At 60.5% G+C, this 17,688-nt stretch carries 15 protein-coding genes; 14 read left to right on the forward strand and 1 reads right to left on the reverse strand.

All coding sequences use genetic code 11. The annotated features are described in order from the left end of the window. Window positions 1-137 precede the first annotated feature (137 nt). The 3 genes from VC35_RS00445 to VC35_RS00455 are packed head-to-tail and all read left to right on the forward strand — an operon-like array spanning window position 138 to window position 3,821. Window positions 138-1,151, forward strand: a complete 1,014-nt coding sequence (locus VC35_RS00445; RefSeq protein ID WP_046037084.1) for an iron ABC transporter substrate-binding protein — start codon at window positions 138-140, stop codon at window positions 1,149-1,151. A gap of 4 nt (window positions 1,152-1,155) precedes the next feature. Beyond that, window positions 1,156-2,754 carry an ABC transporter permease gene (locus VC35_RS00450; RefSeq protein WP_046037425.1) on the forward strand — a complete coding sequence of 533 codons (1,599 nt, stop codon included), beginning with the start codon at window positions 1,156-1,158 and terminating at the stop codon, window positions 2,752-2,754. Further along, on the forward strand, window positions 2,751-3,821 hold the full coding sequence (locus VC35_RS00455) for an ABC transporter ATP-binding protein (RefSeq protein ID WP_046037085.1): 1,071 nt from the start codon (window positions 2,751-2,753) through the stop codon (window positions 3,819-3,821). The genes VC35_RS00450 and VC35_RS00455 overlap by 4 nt, the downstream gene beginning before the upstream one ends. A 4-nt stretch (window positions 3,822-3,825) precedes the next feature. Here VC35_RS00455 and VC35_RS00460 read toward each other — a convergent pair whose 3' ends face one another. After that, window positions 3,826-4,764, reverse strand: coding sequence for a site-specific integrase (locus tag VC35_RS00460; RefSeq protein ID WP_046037086.1), 939 nt, complete (start codon window positions 4,762-4,764; stop codon window positions 3,826-3,828). 392 nt (window positions 4,765-5,156) lie between these two features. On the opposite strand from VC35_RS00460, the gene arnB reads away from it, so the two are divergent. The 11 genes from arnB to VC35_RS00515 all read left to right on the forward strand — a co-directional run bounded on the left by arnB (window position 5,157) and on the right by VC35_RS00515 (window position 17,677). Beyond that, window positions 5,157-6,305 (forward strand): UDP-4-amino-4-deoxy-L-arabinose aminotransferase, encoded by a 1,149-nt coding sequence (gene arnB / locus VC35_RS00465; RefSeq protein WP_046037087.1) that lies wholly within the window; start codon window positions 5,157-5,159, stop codon window positions 6,303-6,305. Beyond that, window positions 6,302-7,321 carry an undecaprenyl-phosphate 4-deoxy-4-formamido-L-arabinose transferase gene (gene arnC / locus VC35_RS00470; protein ID WP_046037088.1) on the forward strand — a complete coding sequence of 340 codons (1,020 nt, stop codon included), beginning with the start codon at window positions 6,302-6,304 and terminating at the stop codon, window positions 7,319-7,321. Before arnB ends, arnC begins: the two co-directional genes overlap by 4 nt. Then, window positions 7,318-9,309 (forward strand): bifunctional UDP-4-amino-4-deoxy-L-arabinose formyltransferase/UDP-glucuronic acid oxidase ArnA, encoded by a 1,992-nt coding sequence (gene arnA / locus VC35_RS00475; RefSeq protein ID WP_046037089.1) that lies wholly within the window; start codon window positions 7,318-7,320, stop codon window positions 9,307-9,309. The genes arnC and arnA overlap by 4 nt, the downstream gene beginning before the upstream one ends. Then, complete coding sequence (arnD, locus tag VC35_RS00480) at window positions 9,309-10,193, forward strand: 4-deoxy-4-formamido-L-arabinose-phosphoundecaprenol deformylase (protein WP_046037090.1); 885 nt, start codon at window positions 9,309-9,311, stop codon at window positions 10,191-10,193. Before arnA ends, arnD begins: the two co-directional genes overlap by 1 nt. After that, window positions 10,190-11,839 carry a lipid IV(A) 4-amino-4-deoxy-L-arabinosyltransferase gene (gene arnT, locus VC35_RS00485; protein WP_046037091.1) on the forward strand — a complete coding sequence of 550 codons (1,650 nt, stop codon included), beginning with the start codon at window positions 10,190-10,192 and terminating at the stop codon, window positions 11,837-11,839. The genes arnD and arnT overlap by 4 nt, the downstream gene beginning before the upstream one ends. Further along, window positions 11,836-12,180, forward strand: coding sequence for a 4-amino-4-deoxy-L-arabinose-phosphoundecaprenol flippase subunit ArnE (gene arnE / locus VC35_RS00490; RefSeq protein WP_046037092.1), 345 nt, complete (start codon window positions 11,836-11,838; stop codon window positions 12,178-12,180). Before arnT ends, arnE begins: the two co-directional genes overlap by 4 nt. After that, on the forward strand, window positions 12,177-12,578 hold the full coding sequence (gene arnF / locus VC35_RS00495) for a 4-amino-4-deoxy-L-arabinose-phosphoundecaprenol flippase subunit ArnF (protein WP_046037093.1): 402 nt from the start codon (window positions 12,177-12,179) through the stop codon (window positions 12,576-12,578). The genes arnE and arnF overlap by 4 nt, the downstream gene beginning before the upstream one ends. Further along, window positions 12,575-13,954, forward strand: coding sequence for a UDP-glucose dehydrogenase family protein (locus tag VC35_RS00500; RefSeq protein ID WP_046037094.1), 1,380 nt, complete (start codon window positions 12,575-12,577; stop codon window positions 13,952-13,954). The genes arnF and VC35_RS00500 overlap by 4 nt, the downstream gene beginning before the upstream one ends. Before the next feature lie 5 nt (window positions 13,955-13,959). Next, window positions 13,960-15,543, forward strand: coding sequence for an ArnT family glycosyltransferase (locus VC35_RS00505; protein ID WP_185754720.1), 1,584 nt, complete (start codon window positions 13,960-13,962; stop codon window positions 15,541-15,543). A 56-nt stretch (window positions 15,544-15,599) separates the two neighbouring features. Beyond that, complete coding sequence (locus tag VC35_RS00510) at window positions 15,600-16,811, forward strand: MFS transporter (protein ID WP_046037097.1); 1,212 nt, start codon at window positions 15,600-15,602, stop codon at window positions 16,809-16,811. A 158-nt stretch (window positions 16,812-16,969) separates the two neighbouring features. Then, window positions 16,970-17,677, forward strand: a complete 708-nt coding sequence (locus VC35_RS00515) for an HPP family protein (RefSeq protein ID WP_046037099.1) — start codon at window positions 16,970-16,972, stop codon at window positions 17,675-17,677. Window positions 17,678-17,688 lie beyond the last annotated feature (11 nt).

The following is a 17,688-nucleotide window of genomic DNA, read 5'->3' on the forward strand; positions in this document are numbered from 1 at the left end:
ACGGTTTTTTTGACGTTATTTTCTCATTTGGATCTCTACATTCCCTGCCATTCAAAACATGCAAATGATTCGCATTGGTTTACAAGCGTTTCAATGCGTATGACTTTCAAAAAAATGCACCAGGAGCAGCCCGCAGAATGATTCCCCACATCCCTTCGTTCTTGAAAAAAGCCCTGCTGGCCACCGCTTTGCTGAGCGCTGGTCAGATCTATGCCGCTGACTCCGTCGGCATCGTGGTGTACAACGCGCAACACGAAGGCCTGACCAAGGCCTGGGTCGAGGGTTTTACCCAGGAGACCGGTATTCCTGTCACCCTGCGCAACGGTGATGACACCGAGATGGGCAACCAGATCGTGCAGGAAGGCGCGGCTTCTCCGGCGGACGTGTTCCTGACCGAAAACTCCCCGGCCATGGTCCTGGTCGACAACGCCGGGCTGTTTACGCCAGTCGACAAAAACACTCTGGAACAGATTGACTCCGCCTACCGCCCGGCCCACGGCAAATGGGTCGGGATTGCCGCGCGCTCCACGGTATTTGTTTACAACCCAAGCAAACTGTCGGAATCCAATCTGCCGAAATCGATCATGGACCTGGCCGATCCAAGCTGGAAAGGACGCTGGGCCGCGTCGCCAGGCGGTGCTGACTTCCAGGCCATCGTCGCTGCCATCCTGGAACAAAAGGGTGAAGCCGCCACGCTGGAATGGCTGAAAGCGATGAAAACCAATTACGCCAACTACCGTGGCAACAGTTCGGTACTCAAAGCGGTGAATGCCGGGCAGATCGACAGCGGCGTGATCTACCACTATTACAGCCTGGTCGATCAGTCCAAGACCGGCGAAAACAGCAAGAACACTGCCCTGTACTATTTCAAGCACAAAGACCCGGGCGCTTTTGTTAGCATCTCCGGCGGCGGCGTCCTCGCTTCCAGCAAACACAAAGAACAAGCCCAGGCGTTCCTCAAATACATTACCGGCAAGGATGGCCAGGCTGTCCTGAAGAACGGCAAGTCGTTTGAGTACGCCGTGGGCAAGAACGCTGAATCCAACCCTAAACTGGTGCCTCTGAATCAACTCGATGCGCCGACTGTCGATGCTTCCAAGCTCGACAGCAAAAAAGCCGTAGAGCTGATGACACAGGCCGGACTGCTCTAAATTGATGCCAGAAACCCTGCCTGCGGAGGTCGCTGAGGCGACACCCGCACATTTGCGTCGACGATCCCGCGGAGTCTTTGCGGGACGTGGCGGTGTATGGGTGATCGGTTTGTCGGTGCTGGTTTCATTACTGGCACTGCTACCGATCGCTTACGTTATTGGCGTGTCCCTGCAGACAGGCTGGTCAACCGTTGTGGCCCTGGTGTTCCGCCCTCGTGTCGGTGAACTGCTGGTCAACACCGTGTTGCTGGTGCTGCTGACGATTCCCTTGTGCGTCGCACTGGGGGTGACGCTGGCGTGGCTCACGGAACGCACGAATCTGCCGGGGCGGCGCTGGTGGTCGTTGCTGGCCACCGCGCCGCTGGCGGTGCCTGCGTTCGTTCACAGCTACGCCTGGGTCAGCCTGGTGCCACCGATTCACGGCTTGTTTGCCGGTGTCCTGGTCTCGGTCATCGCCTACTTCCCCTTCCTGTATTTGCCGGTGGCGACCACTTTGCGTCGGCTCGATCCGGCCATCGAAGACGTCGCCGAATCCATGGGGCTCAAGCCCTGGAAAGTGTTTTTCCGTGTGGTATTGCCGCAATTGCGCCTGGCGATCTGCGGCGGCGCCTTGCTGGTCGGCCTGCACCTGCTGGCCGAATATGGCCTGTACGCGATGATCCGCTTTGACACCTTTACCACCGCGATCTTCGATCAGTTCAAATCGACCTTCAACGGTGCGGCTGCACACATGCTGGCCAGTGTGCTGGCGCTGTGTTGCCTCGCAATGCTGACGGCCGAATCCGCCGCACGGGGCTCCGCGCGTTACGCTCGGGTCGGTTCCGGAAGCGCCCGGGAGCAACGGGTCGTGTACCTGAAACCGGTATCCACCCTGTTCTCGCTGACGCTGCAAATCGTGACCTGCGCCCTGGCCCTGGGCGTACCCTTGATCACTCTGGGTAAATGGCTCATTGCCGGCGGTGTGGAAGTCTGGGACATGGCCGAATTGTTGCCCGCGCTGGAGCAAACCCTGTTGCTCGGCATCGCGGGCGCGGCGCTGACCACCTGCGCGGCGATCCCGATTGCCTGGCTGTCGATCCGTTACCCGGGCCGAATGCAACGGGTACTGGAAAGCTGCAACTACATCACCAGTTCCTTGCCGGGCATTATCGTGGCGCTGGCACTGGTGACCGTCACGATCCATTTTGCCCGGCCAATCTACCAGACCACCTTCACCGTCCTGCTGGCGTACCTGTTGATGTTCCTGCCCCGCGCCCTGGTGAGCCTGCGCGCAGGCATTGCCCAGGCCCCGGTGGAACTGGAAAACATTGCCCGCAGCCTTGGCCGCTCGCCGGCCCGGGCACTGTGGCTGATCACCTTGCGCCTGGCCGCACCGGGGGCAGCCGCCGGCGCGGCGCTGGTGTTCCTGGCGATCACCAACGAATTGACCGCCACCCTGCTGCTGGCCCCGAATGGTACGCGCACCCTGGCGACCGGATTCTGGGCCATGACCAGCGAAATCGATTACGCGGCCGCTGCGCCATACGCCGTATTGATGGTTGTGCTGTCGCTGCCGTTGACCGGACTTCTTTATCACCAATCGAAAAAAACGGCTGGCCGATGAACACTCTTGAATTGAATGCCCTCTACAAGTCCTATGGCGCCCATTGCGCCCTGGACAACGTCAGCCTGTCGGTGCCGAGCGGCAGTCGCACGGTCATTGTCGGCCCCTCAGGCTCGGGCAAGACCACATTGCTGCGGATGATCGCCGGCTTCGAGTTCCCCGATGCCGGGCGTCTTTCGCTCAATGGCCAGACCCTGGTCGACAGCACCCACGAAGTGCCGGCCCATCAACGCCTGATCGGCTACGTGCCACAGGACGGCGCACTGTTCCCGCACATGACCGTGGCGGCGAACATCGGCTTCGGCCTGGCGACCAAGGGCACTGAAAAACAGCAACGCGTCGCCGAACTGATGGACAGCGTGGCCCTGGACGCGAAGATGGCCGGGCGCTGGCCCCATGAATTGTCCGGCGGCCAGCAACAGCGCGTGGCCCTGGCCCGGGCGTTGGCGCAACAGCCACGACTGATGCTGCTGGACGAACCTTTTTCGGCGCTCGATACCGGATTGCGCGCGGCGATGCGCAAGATGGTTGCGCGACTGCTGGAAGACGCGGGCGTCACCACCATCCTGGTCACCCATGACCAGAGTGAAGCCCTGTCGTTCGCCGACCAGCTGGCGGTGATGCGTCATGGCCGACTGGTACAGTCGGGGCACCCGCTGGACCTTTACCGCTATCCCGAAGACGAACAGACTGCGCTGTTCCTGGGGGATGCCGTGGTCATGCCCGCACGCATCGAGGCCGGTTGGGCCCATTGCGACCTGGGGCGGATCCCGGTCAACAACCACCGCAACAACCGCTCGGCGCAGATCATGCTGCGACCCGAACAGCTGCAACTGGCAAGCGTCCACCCCAGCGACCCGGAAGCCAGCGGTTGCCGGGCCCTGGTCACCGATCGGGATTTCAGCGGCAACACCTGCACGCTGACGGTGGAGCTCCAGCCGTTGGCCCATAGCGAGCAACCGGGTCGATCCATGCTGGTGCGCAGTTCAGGCATGTATGCGCCACCGGCCGGTAGCTCGGTTCAGGTCTCGACCATCGGCCATGCCCATGTACTGAGCGAAATGTGATCGTTCACAGGTCGAATCGATCCACTGCCCGACGCCGCTCGTTGTCATCGCGTACATCGTAGTTGGCCGTGGTCTGGATGTTGCTGTGGTGCGCCAGCTTCTGCGCAATCGACAAGTCATGCTCTTCGATTACCCGGGTGATAAATGAACGCCGGAAGTCGTGGGGCATGATTTTCACCCCGACCTGCGCGCCCCGTTGCCGGGCGATGTAGTAAATCGCGTGTTTGGTGATGCGCTCACGGGTGATATGGCTGCCGCGGCGGATGCGGTTGAACAGGAACGTGTCGTCCGACTCCCCTTCCTTGAGCAGCGAGCGGCGCAGCTCAAGCCAGGCTTCAAGCTTGGCGAAGGCCCAGGCCGGGGCATACTTGATCAACTGCTTGTTGCCCTTGGCCGTCACCCGCAGGCTGCGCTCGGTGAAATCGACCTGGTTCAGCTCCAGGTTCACCGATTCGGACTTGCGCATTCCCGAACCGTACAAAATCCCGATGATCGCCGCATCCCGCAGACCTTGCGGCCGTGGATCGGCGGCGCAGACCGCCATCAGCTCCTGGATCAGCGTGCGCCTGAGATTGCGCCCCTGGGACAGCCGTGTACCGGCCATGCCCTTCACCGAACGCATCTTCAACAGGTGATCCTGAGAGATCAGGCTCATGCGCCACGCTTCGTTCATCACCCCGCGCACCGCGTTGACATAGAGCGAAGACGTGTTCGGCGCATAGCCGTCCGAACGCAAGGTGGCCACCAGCGCAATGACGTCCTCGGGCTGCAGGTTGTGCCAGGGGATTTCCTCGATATCGTGGTCTTCGAAGCCCAGGCGGTCGGCGGCATCCTGCAGCACATAACGCATGGTCAGTTGGCTGGATGGCGCCAGTCGCGCCAGATACAGGGTCAGCGGATTGGTGAGGGGTGAGCGTGAGTCAGTAACAGGTAAGTCAATCAAACGAAACGGCCTTGAATGTAAACAGTTCAATGAAACAACTAAGAAGTGAAATAACCATCAAATAAATGACAATACTTCTGTAGGACTTTTCCTAAAAAACGCGATAACCGGAAGAAGTCTGAACAGCGGCTTAATAGCCTTCAGATAAAACGATTCCCCAACCGTTTTTTCATGTTCCTTTCACAAAATCGGGCATAACCTTCTATAAACTCGGTGCTGCCCATACGGATGCCCAACCTGCCGGCCATCGCGAAAAAAGTCAACTGACGCAGTTTTTTGCTTCCATCCAGTAACTAGTTGATTTGATGCAGATTCTGATTTAGCGTCTATGATGATTTTTGGATCCCTTTTAGCCTCAAAGGCTATTTACGTTTTCAGCCCCTGAGGTGCCCATGAGTCAGGCGTTTCTCCCTTTCTCCCGTCCCAGTATCGGCGACGAAGAAATCGCAGCCGTAGAGCAAGTATTGCGCTCCGGATGGATCACTACCGGGCCGAAGAACCAGGCACTGGAAGAACACTTCGCCAACTACGTCGGTTGTCGACATGCCGTGGCACTTTCCTCGGCCACCGGCGGGATGCATATCACCCTGCTGGCCTTGGGTGTCGGTCCCGGCGATGAAGTCATTACCCCGTCGCAGACCTGGGTTTCCACTGCCAACATGATCACCCTGCTGGGTGCCACACCGGTGTTCGTCGACGTCGACCGCGACACGCTGATGACCGACGTGGCCTCTATCGAAGCCGCGATCACGCCGCGCACCAAAGCCATCATCCCGGTGCATTACGCCGGTGCGGCATTCGACCTCGATCCGCTCTACGCCCTGGCCGACAAACACGGCATTGCCGTGATCGAAGACGCCGCCCATGCCGCTGGCACGCTCTACAAAGGTCGCCATGTCGGTTCCAAAGGCACGGCGATCTTCTCGTTCCACGCGATCAAGAACATGACCTGCGCCGAAGGCGCCATGTTCGTCAGTGACGATGAAGCCCTGGCCTCGCGAGTACGCATGCTCAAGTTTCACGGGCTCGGGGTTGATGCCTACGATCGCCTGACCCACGGCCGCAAGCCCCAGGCCCAAGTGATCGAGCCAGGCTTCAAGTACAACCTGGCCGACATCAACGCGGCCATCGCGCTGGTGCAACTGGAACGCCTGGACGAGATCAACGCCAAGCGCACTCAACTGGCACAGACCTACTTGCAGCGCCTGGAAGGCTTGCCAGTGCAGCCGCTGGCCGTCCCCGCTTACTCGCAAAAGCACGCCTGGCACCTGTTCATCCTGCGTATCGATGCCGAGCGCTGCGGGCTGGATCGCGAAGCGTTCATGAAAGCCCTCCAGGAACAGAATGTCGGCACAGGTATTCACTTCATTGCAACGCACCTGCACACTTACTACCGCCAGCGTTACCCCAACCTGTACCTGCCCAACACCGAATGGAATTCGGCGCGGCTGTGTTCGATCCCGTTGTTCCCCGACATGACCACCGATGATGTCGAGCGTGTCGTCGGCGCCATTGAAAACTGCATGGACAGAAGCCTTTGAGACCTTACCCAATCAACTTCGTGTCGATCGTCATTCCGGTCTACAACGAACAGGAAAGCCTGCCCGAGTTGCTTCGCCGCACCGAAGCAGCGTGTCAGCAACTGACCCATCCCTACGAGATCGTTCTGGTCGACGACGGCAGCCGAGATGACTCCGCACAGATTCTGGAAGATGCCGCCTCCCGCGAAGGCAGCCCTGTGGTGGCGGTCATCCTCAACCGCAACTACGGCCAGCACGCAGCGATCATGGCCGGTTTCGAGCAGTGCAAGGGCGATGTCGTCATCACCCTCGATGCCGACCTGCAAAACCCGCCCGAAGAAATCCCGCGGCTGGTAGCGCAGGCCGAACTTGGCTATGACGTCGTCGCGACCGTGCGCAACAACCGCCAGGACTCGGCCTTGCGCCGCTGGCCATCGAAGCTGATCAACCTCGCCGTGCAACGTTCCACCGGTGTGGCCATGAGCGACTACGGCTGCATGCTGCGGGCCTACCGTCGCACCATTGTCGACGCCATGCTTGCCTGCCGTGAACGCAGCACCTTCATTCCGATCCTGGCCAACAGCTTTGCCCGCCACACCACGGAAATCCTCGTGACCCACGCCGAGCGTGAACACGGCGATTCCAAGTACAGCCCCATGCGCCTGATCAACCTGATGTTCGACCTGGTCACCTGCATGACCACCACGCCCCTGCGACTGCTGAGCATCGTCGGCGTCGGCATGGCGGCCCTGGGCATGCTGTTCGCCATAGCCTTGGTCCTGCTGCGCCTGGTGTTCGGCGCCGGCTGGGCCGGTGGCGGCACCTTCGTACTGTTCGCCGTGCTGTTCGTCTTTACCGGCGGGCAATTCATCGGCATGGGCCTGCTGGGTGAATACCTGGGCCGCATGTACAGCGACGTGCGCGCACGCCCGCGCTTCTTCATTGAAAAGGTGCTGCGTAGCCAGCCCGCCTCCCCAACTTCCGCTGTTACTGTCGACGGCCTAACTTCCACTTCTTCAGATCAGGTTCCTTCATGAGTGCAAAAGCTGTTGTCTTCGCCTATCACGATATTGGCTGCGCCGGCATCGAATCCCTGCTTTCCTCCGGTTTCGAGATCGCTGCGGTGTTCACCCACGCCGACGATCCGAAGGAGAACGCGTTCTACGGCTCCGTCGCGCAACTGTGCGCCCGCCACGGTATTGCCGTGCATGCACCGGAAGATGCCAACCATCCGCTGTGGATCGAGCGTATCGCCAAGCTCGACCCCGACTACATTTTCTCCTTCTACTACCGCAACCTGCTGAGCGAACCACTACTGGCCACGGCGCGTAAAGGCGCGTTCAACCTGCACGGCTCCCTGCTGCCACGCTACCGTGGTCGCGCACCGGCCAACTGGGTGCTGGTCAACGGCGAAACCGAAACCGGTGTGACCCTGCACCGCATGGTCAAGCGTGCCGACGCGGGTGCCATCGTCGCCCAGCAGAAAGTCGCGATCGAGCGTAACGACACGGCGCTGAGCCTGCACGGTAAATTGCGCACAGCGGCCTCTGACCTGCTGCGCGACACTTTGCCAGCGCTGCTGCAAGGCAAAGCCAGTGAAACACCGCAAGACGAATCCAAAGCCACGGTGTTCGGCCGTCGCACCCCGGCCGACGGCAAACTGGTCTGGGCCAAGCCGGCCGAAGAACTGTTCAACCTGGTCCGCGCGGTTACCCAGCCGTACCCGGGCGCCTTCTGCGCGGTGGGTGAGCACAAGCTGATTGTCTGGAGCGCCGAAATCGCCAAGGGCAACGAAGGCCTGGCGCCAGGCCGCGTCATCAGCGTCGACCCGCTGCGCATCGCCTGCGGTCAAGACTCGCTGATCATCAACGCCGGCCAGCGCAACGACAACGGTCTGTACCTGAGCGGCCCGCAACTGGCCAACGAACTCGGCCTGGTGGATGGTTCCGTGCTGCGCGGCGCCGAATCCGGTCGTGCCCCGCGTCGCACCCGCGTACTGATCCTCGGTGTCAACGGCTTCATCGGCAACCACTTGTCCGAGCGCCTGCTGCGCGACGACCGCTACGAAGTCTACGGCCTGGATATCGGTTCGGACGCCATCGAGCGCCTGCGCAGCCACCCGAATTTCCACTTCGTCGAAGGTGACATCAGCATCCACTCCGAGTGGATCGAGTACCACATCAAGAAGTGCGACGTGGTGCTGCCGCTGGTGGCCATCGCCACGCCAATCGAATACACCCGTAACCCGCTGCGTGTATTCGAACTGGACTTCGAAGAGAACCTGAAACTGGTTCGCTACTGCGTCAAGTACAACAAGCGCGTGATCTTCCCTTCGACCTCGGAAGTCTATGGCATGTGCCAGGACAATAATTTCGACGAAGACAACTCCAACCTGGTGGTCGGCCCGATCAACAAGCAGCGCTGGATCTACTCGGTTTCCAAGCAATTGCTGGACCGTGTGATCTGGGCTTACGGCCAGAAGGGTCTGAACTTCACCCTGTTCCGTCCATTCAACTGGATGGGCCCGCGCCTGGACCGTCTGGATTCGGCCCGTATCGGCAGCTCCCGTGCGATTACCCAGCTGATCCTGAACCTGGTGGAAGGTACGCCGATTCGCCTGTTCGACGGTGGCGAGCAAAAACGCTGCTTCACCGACATCGCCGACGGTGTGGAAGCACTGGCGCGAATCATCGACAACGACAACGATGTCTGCAACGGCCAGATCATCAACATCGGCAACCCGGAAAACGAGGCCAGCATCCGTCAGTTGGGCGAAGAGCTGCTGCGTCAGTTCGAAGCTCACCCGCTGCGCGCCAACTTCCCTCCGTTCGCCGGTTTCCGCGACATCGAGAGCAAGGCCTTCTACGGCACCGGCTACCAGGACGTGTCGCACCGCAAGCCAAGCATCGCCAACGCCAAGCGCCTGCTGGACTGGACGCCAACCGTTGAGATGAGCGAAACCATCGGCAACACCCTGGACTTCTTCCTTCGCGAGGCCATGCTCGAAATCGCGGACAAGCGCTGATGCAGGCGGGACTGCGGATCGATGTCGACACCTACCGGGGCACCCGTGAAGGGGTGCCCCGGCTGCTGGAAATCCTTGATGAGGCACAGGTCAAGGCGACGTTCTTCTTCAGTGTCGGGCCGGACAACATGGGGCGCCATTTGTGGCGCCTCATCCGTCCGCAGTTTCTCTGGAAAATGCTCCGTTCCAACGCAGCCGGCCTGTATGGCTGGGACATCCTGCTGGCCGGCACCGCATGGCCCGGAAAACCGATCGGCCGCGACCTGGGGCATTTGATGCGCCAGGCCCGGGATGCCGGGCATGAGGTGGGTTTGCACGCCTGGGATCACCATGGCTGGCAGGCCAATGCCGGGCGTTGGAGCGATGCACAACTGGTCGAACAGATACGCCGTGGCGTGGACACCCTCAGCGACATTCTCGGGGAAAAGATCACCTGCTCGGCGTCCGCCGGCTGGCGTGCCGACGAGCGTGTGATCGAAGCCAAGCAAGGGTTCGGCTTTCGCTACAACAGCGATTGTCGTGGCCAGAGCCTGTTCCAGCCGCAATTGGCCGATGGTCGCCTGGGCGCACCGCAAATCCCGGTGGACCTGCCGACCTTCGACGAAGTGGTCGGGCCGACCGTTGCAGCCAAGGATTTCAACACGTTCATCCTGGACCGGTTCACCCCGGAAAAACTCAATGTCTACACGATCCATGCCGAGGTGGAAGGGATTCTGATGGCCAACGATTTCCGTCAACTGCTGAGCAACGCACATCAGCGGGATATCCGTTTTAAACCCTTGGGCGACTTGTTGCCCCAGACCCCTGACAGCTTGCCGATCGGCCGCGTGGTACGCGGTGCGCTCGAAGGTCGCGAAGGCTGGCTGGGAGTGCAAGGCGCATGAGCAAACGCTGGGCTTTGCCGTTATTGCTGGCCTTGATGGCGCTGGCGTACCTGCTGCCGCTGGGCAGTCATGGCTTATGGATTCCCGACGAAACCCGCTACGCCCAGATCAGCCAGGGCATGCTCCTGAGCGGCAACTGGGTGTCGCCGCATTTCATGGACGTGCGCTATTTCGAAAAACCCGCGGCCGGCTACTGGATGATTGCCATCGGGCAGGCGCTGTTCGGCCAGAACCTCTTCGGAGTGCGCTTCGCCTCGGCACTGAGCACCGGTTTGAGCGTGCTGCTGTGCTACTTGGTCGCCCGCCGGATGTGGAACGAACCACGCAAAAGTTTCGCCTGCGCGCTGCTGTACATGAGCTTCACGGTCATTGCGGCTTCGGCGGGGTATGCCAACCTCGATCCGCAATTCACCTTCTGGGTCAGTCTGAGCCTGGTGGCGCTATGGTTCGCGCTCGACAGCACGAGCCGTGGGCAACGCCTGATCGCGTGGGCGGTGCTGGGTCTGGCTTGCGGCATGGGCTTCATGACCAAGGGCTTCCTGGCCTGGTTGCTGCCGGTGCTGATCGCCCTGCCCTGGATGATCTGGCAAAAACGCTGGCGTGAACTGCTGGTCTACGGCCCCGTAGCGGTGGTGGTCGCCATCGTCGTGAGCCTGCCGTGGGCACTGGCAGTGCACGCCCAGGAGCCCGACTATTGGCGGTTTTTCTTCTGGCACGAACACATTCGCCGTTTTGCCGGGGACGATGCCCAGCATGACGCACCATGGTGGTACTACCTGCCGTTGCTGGTGGCTTTCAGCATGCCGTGGGTTGCATTGTTGCCGCCCGCGCTCAAGCAAGCCTGGCAGACCCGACGCCAGTCCAATATCGCGTTCCTGCTGCTGTGGCTGTGGATGCCGTTGTTTTTCTTCAGCCTGAGCAAGGGCAAGTTGCCGGCCTACATCCTGCCGTGCCTGTTACCCCTGGCATTGTTGCTCGGCCATGCACTGGCTGACCGATTGAAGCTGGAGCAAGGTCGCGTCCCGGGCATCAACGGCCTGCTGAACCTGGTGGTGGGTGTAGTCATCCTGCTGGCCCTGGTTTATCTGCAACTGAAAAAGCCGATTTACGATCATGAACTGCACAACCTGGTGCTGGTGTTCATCGGCTTGATCGGCTGGATCATGGCCAACCTGCTGCAAGCCTTCCGCCCGTTGCAGTGCTGGGCCGCCCCGGCTTTTGGCAGTTTGTTGCTCGTCGGTTTGTTGCCTGCCGGACTGCCCAACTCCGTAGTCGCCAATAAGACGCCTGACCAATTCATCCTCGATCACGCCCAGGAGCTCGGCCAAAGTGCCAAGTTGTTGAGCAACGACCTGGGGGCCGCGTCGGCGTTGTCCTGGCGGGTGAAACGGCCGGAAGTGGCTTTTTTCAACACGATAGGCGAATTGAAATATGGCCTCGCCTATCCTGATTCGCTTAAGCAGCGCGTCAACACCGATCAGGTGCAACAGTGGATGCACGACGCCCGCCAGCAAGGCTCGGTCGGTGTGGTCATGCGGGTCAAGGGCGAAGAAGAGCTGCGCGAACTTGAACAGTTGCCCAAAGAGGGCAAGCGGTATGAACAAGGCAATCTGGTGATTTTGATTATCCCTCAGGCGACACCATGAGCCTGCTTTTGCTACTGGTGGCCTGTCTGCTGACCTGCCTGGGCCAGATCGCCCAGAAATATGCGGTAGAAAGCTGGCGCGGCCAACCTTCCGGGTGGACGGACAAACTGCGTTCGCCCTGGCTTTGGCTGGCCCTGGCTTCTCTAGGGCTGGGCCTGCTGGTGTGGTTGCTGGTGCTGCAACGCCTGGAAGTCGGGATTGCCTATCCGATGCTGAGCCTGAACTTCGTGCTGATCACTCTGGTGGCGCGTTTCGTGTTCCACGAAACCATCGACCGCCGCCACTGGTTGGGTGTGGCGTTGGTGATCGGCGGCGTGGCATTGCTGGGGCAACACGCATGAACCTGAGTCGCGGTATCACCTTCGCTCTGGGCAGCGTGTTGCTGGTCAGCGCCGCCCAACTGGGCATGCGCTGGAGCATGAGTCACCTGCCACAACCCGAACAATGGCTCAGCGCTCACATCGACCTGACAGCGATTGCCGTGGTGCTCCTGGCCATCTTCGCCTACGCCCTGTCGATGCTTTGCTGGCTCGTCGCCCTGCGGGACCTGCCCCTGGGCCGCGCCTACTCGTTGCTGAGTATCAGCTACGCGCTGGTGTACCTGCTGGCCGCCAGCCTGCCGCTGTTCAACGAAACGTTCAGCCTTTCAAAAAGCCTTGGCGTGGCATTTGTCATCCTCGGCGTCATCACCATCAATTCTCGACCTGCTCGTGCGCCCGAATCAAGGAGTGCCCCATGAAAATCAGTGTGTTTGGTAGCGGTTATGTTGGCCTGGTGCAGGCAGCGGTATTGGCGGAAGTCGGCCACGATGTGGTCTGCATGGACGTAGACGAGAAAAAGGTCGAACTGCTCAAGCAGGGCCACGTGAGTATCTTCGAACCCGGGCTGGCCAGTCTGGTACGCGAAGGCCTGGATGCCAAGCGGCTGCAGTTCACCAGCGACGAAAAATTCGCCGTTCAGCATGGTGAGGTGCTGTTCATCGCAGTGGGTACGCCGTCCCGGGAAGATGGATCGGCAGATCTGCGTTACGTCATGTCGGTGGGCGAGGCCGTGGCACGCCATCGCGAAAAACCGGCCATCCTGGTGGAAAAATCCACCGTGCCCGTCGGTACCGGCGACGCCCTGCGCGCGCACATGGACAAATACCTGGCCGAGGCCGGACGCGCGTTGCAGTTCGACATCGTCTCCAACCCGGAATTCTTGAAAGAAGGCTCGGCCGTCTCCGATTGCCGTCGCCCGGACCGTATCGTCGTGGGCTGCGAGCGCGAAGAAGTGCGTGAGGTCATGCGTGACCTGTACTCGCCCTTCAACCGCAACCATGAACGCATCATGTTCATGGACCTGCGCAGCGCCGAGCTGACCAAGTACGCTGCCAACTGCATGCTGGCGACCAAGATCAGCTTCATCAACCAGATCGCCGAACTGGCCGAACACCTGGGTGCCGATATCGAGTCGGTACGCCTGGGCATCGGCGCCGACTCCCGCATCGGTTACCACTTCATCTACCCCGGTTGCGGCTACGGTGGCTCGTGCTTCCCCAAGGACATGCGCGCCCTGATCCACAGCGCCGAAGAGGCCCATTGCTCCAGTGACCTGCTGCAAGCGGTGGAAGCCATCAACGAGCGGCAGAAACACAAGCTGTTCGAGCGCATCAACGCGTTCTACAAGGGCGACTTGCGTGGCAGGACCTTTGCCTTGTGGGGCCTGGCGTTCAAGCCAAACACCGACGACATGCGCGATGCGCCGAGCCGGGTGTTGCTCGAATCCTTGTGGGCCGCCGGGGCGAATGTCCGCGCGTTCGATCCGGAAGCCATGCAGGAAACCCAGAAGCTGTATCCCGATGAATCGAAACTGATGCTCATGGGTACGCCCGAGTCGGTCTTGTCCGGTGCCGATGCACTGATCATCTGCACCGAATGGCAACAGTTCAAGGCGCCGGACTTCGAACTGATCCAGCAGCGGCTCAACGCCCCGGTAATCTTCGACGGCCGCAACCTGTACGACGCGGACCGCCTGGCACGCATCGGTTTCACCTACTTCCCGATCGGCCGTGGCGAATCGCGCAAATTGCCGATTCCTTACCAGCAATGGTCAACCGAAGCCGTGGTCGCCTGAACCCCATGATCCATCACATCCGCCAACAGTCCCTCGCGCTGGGTCTGTTGGCGCTGTTGTTGTTCTGCGCCGGGATGTACCAGCAGTCGGCCATCGGCTTCGATTCGCGCTTCGTGCTGTTCGCCCAGGAGATGCTGCGTAACGGGCCGTCGTTTTTTCCGACGACCTACGGCCAGCCCTACGCAGACTACTCGGGACTTTCAACGCTATTCATCTGGCTGCTTTCACTGCCGTTCGGCCAGGTCACCAGCCTGACCGCATGGCTGCCGAGCGCCATCGCCGCAGCGGTCATAGTCACCTTGATGTACCGCCTGCTGGCACCCTACTCCACGCGTTGGGCGCTGTTGAGCATCGCCTTGATGCTGTTGACCAACACCTTCATCACGGAAACCCGCGCCGTTTCCCTCGACCTGATGCTGGCGGCCGTCGCGTTCAGCGTGTTCTACCTGGGCTATGCGGCCGATCACTTCGCGGCGCCGCGCCGCTGGGTTCTGATCTTTGCCTTGCTGATGCTGGGTTTCTGGATTCGTGGGCCAATCGGCCTGGTCATTCCTACGGGGATGCTGTGCAGCTATTTCCTGGTCAATTGCCAATGGCGACGGCTGATCGTCTTCGGATTGCTGGCAGCGATGCTGCTGGCGGTGTGCGTCGGGCTTTTGTTGTGGCTGGCGGACGTCAGTGGCGGCGCGGCCTTCTTGCAGGACGTGATTCGCATGCAGTTCATGGGGCGCATGGACGGCAGCGAAGGCTCCAACGAGGTGTTGTATTACTTCACCAGTTCGGTAGGCAACTACGCACTGGCCTGGCCACTGGCAGTGCTGGCGCTGGTGGCGGTCGCCGCTTCTGGCCGACAACAGTCAGGCCCGGCATTGCGTCTGACGCTGTACTGCGCAGTTGCTGGATTGATCGTGATGGTGGGCCTTTCCGTCCCGCAGGCGAAAAAGGCCCGTTACCTGCTGCCGATGCTGCCCATGGCGGCGATCATGGCGGCTTATCCGTTTTACGCCGTGCAAGGTCGACTGTTCGGTTGGCTGCGCGTCTTGATGCAAGGCTTATGGCTGCTGATTCCGGGGCTGCTGATCGTGACCTTGCTGGTGATACAGCGAAGATTCCCCGAAGACGTGGCCCATCTCACGTCGTTGTTCATCATTCTAGGCGCGCTGCAAGCGGTCGCCGTCGTAGCGCTCAGGCAGCCCCGCTGGCGCGCGCAGACTCTCGCCCTTTGCGCGGTCCTGGCGCTGTGGTCGGTATATATCCTGCAGTTCGAGCCGATCCAGCGACAGCTTTACGACACCCGGACCTTCAGCCACGAAGCGTTTGAACTCGTGCAAAAAGCCCCCGCACCACTGGTGATGCACGCGATGGGCAAGGATGCCAAAGCCATCAAGTTCATGGTCAACATCAATCAAGGCCTGCAACCGGAGTTCACCGATTCACCCCAGGAGCTTGAGGCCCTCAAGGGCCCGGCGTGGCTGATGATGGACCTGAACGTCTACAAGACTCTGCAAGGCACGGCTATAGGTGCATTGCCACCCGTGCTGAGCGGGCGGTTCGACAAGAATGATTTCGTGCTGCTGCACCTCGATTAAATCCCGTTGCAACGACCGAGTGTCCGACTGCTAGAGTAGCGCTCACGATCGGGCTGATGCCGGCCCGATCGAATAAGGATATTCGCGCCGTGACCCGCTACTCCCCCCTCATTCGCCGCCTGCTGATCTGCTCGCTGACCATCGTCGTCAGCCGCGCCATCACCAGCCCGTTGCTCACACTGTTCGTCAGCGACAAGCTTGGCCTCAACCAACAGGACGTTGGCTTGCTGCTGGGCATTGCGGTGTTCATCGCCACCCTGCTCTCCCTCTACGGCGGCTACATCATCGATCGCTTCGAAAAACGCCGGTTGCTGATTCTCTCGATGGCATCCAGCGCTGTCGGCCTGGTGTTGCTGACCTTTGCTGAAAACCTCTACCTGACCACGATCACCCTGATCGTCACCGAAACCGCCTCATCGCTGTTCCTGATCGGTTCGAAAGCGATCCTCAGCGACAACCTGGCGGTGGGCCAGCGCGCCAAGGCGTTTTCCCTGAGCTATACGCTGACCAACATTGGCTACGCCGTCGGGCCGATGCTCGGTGTGCTGATTGCCGGGGCCTTTGCCAGTGCACCCTTCCTGATCGCTGCGGCCATCGCTTTTTTCAGTATTTTCCTGATGACCGGGATCGCGAAGGACCCGGCGCGCTCGCCTGTCAGTGGCCAGGCGCAGAGTTTTCTCAAGACCCTGATCACCCTGAAAAACGACCGCACCCTGATCCTGTTCACCGGCGGTTGCCTGCTCAGCACCGTGGTGCACGGGCGATTTACCTTTTACCTGTCGCAGTACCTGCTGGTGACCAGCAATCCCCGGCACACCATGGAAATCATGGCCGCCCTGCTCGCCTGCAACGCCATCAGTGTGATCTTGCTGCAATACCAGATCGGGCGTTTTCTCAAGCGTGAGCAACTGCGCCAATGGATCGTTGCCGGCACTGGCCTGTTCATCCTCGGGCTGATCGGCTTCAGCCTGGCGGACAGCCTGGTGAGTTGGTGCGTGGCGATGTTCATCTTCACCCTCGGTGAAATCATCATTTACCCGGCCGAGTTTCTTTTCGTCGACACTCTGGCGCCGGAAGAACTGCGGGGCAGCTACTACGGCGCGCAAAACCTTGCTGCACTTGGCGGTGCGCTGAGCCCGGTGATTTGCGGCTTCATGTTGATGCACACCCCGGCGCCGACGATGTTTTATGCCTTGAGTACACTCGCGGCCCTGGGCGGTTTGCTGTGCTACACAAGCGGCCGACGGGGCAACTTAAAGCAAAATTAATGCACTGAAAGCTCATTAATATGAATTTGTCAGTAGCTGGATTGAACGGCACACTGTGCGCGTTCTTCCCCAACAGTTGGAACACCTTCAAGGGCTTTCTGGGTTCCCCAGTTAAGCCCTTTTTTTACCTCGATTTTTTCTGCCGGAGTTTTCTCGGAATGCTTGCTCGCTGGTTGCCCGCCGCCATCAACACCCGCCCCACCGAATGGAGCCGCGCCGCCATCGGCATGGCCTTGGGGACACTGATGAGCGTGTGGCTCTGTAGCCAGGTATTCGGCATCGAGGTGGCCCAGCACCTGATCGGCCCGCTGGGGGCATCGGCGGTGCTGTTGTTTGCGGTGTCATCGGGCGCGCTCGCCCAACCCTGGTCGATTCTCGGCGGTTACTTGAGCGCCGGGGTGATTGCCTTGCTGGTGGCCCATGTGTTGGGCCGAACCCTCGGTAGCGCTTGCCTGGCGGCGGGCATGGCGTTGATCCTGATGTGCTGGCTGCGATGCCTGCATCCACCGGCCGGTGCATTGGCCCTGACCCTGGTGCTGGCCGATCCGGCAACCATCGCCATGGACTGGAAAGCCATCGGACCGGTGATGCTCAGCGCGGCGACGATGCTGCTCTGCGCCCTGGCCTACAACAACCTGACCCGCGTTCGTTACCCCAAGAGTGCCAGCGAACCGGTGGCCAGGATTCATGCCGATCACCCGCCGGTCGACCGTCAGGCCATCACCGCCGAAGACCTGAAACTGGCGTTGGCCGACATGGAAGCGTTCTACGACGTCACGCCTGAAGACCTCGAACAGTTGATCCAGGCCAGCCAACTGCACGCCAAACGCCGCAGCGTGGGCGAGGTGCTCGCCCCACGACTGTAAGTCGCTGTTTT

The organism is Pseudomonas fluorescens, from assembly GCF_000967965.1.
In the GTDB taxonomy this organism is placed as follows: Bacteria; Pseudomonadota; Gammaproteobacteria; order Pseudomonadales; family Pseudomonadaceae; genus Aquipseudomonas; species Aquipseudomonas grandcourensis.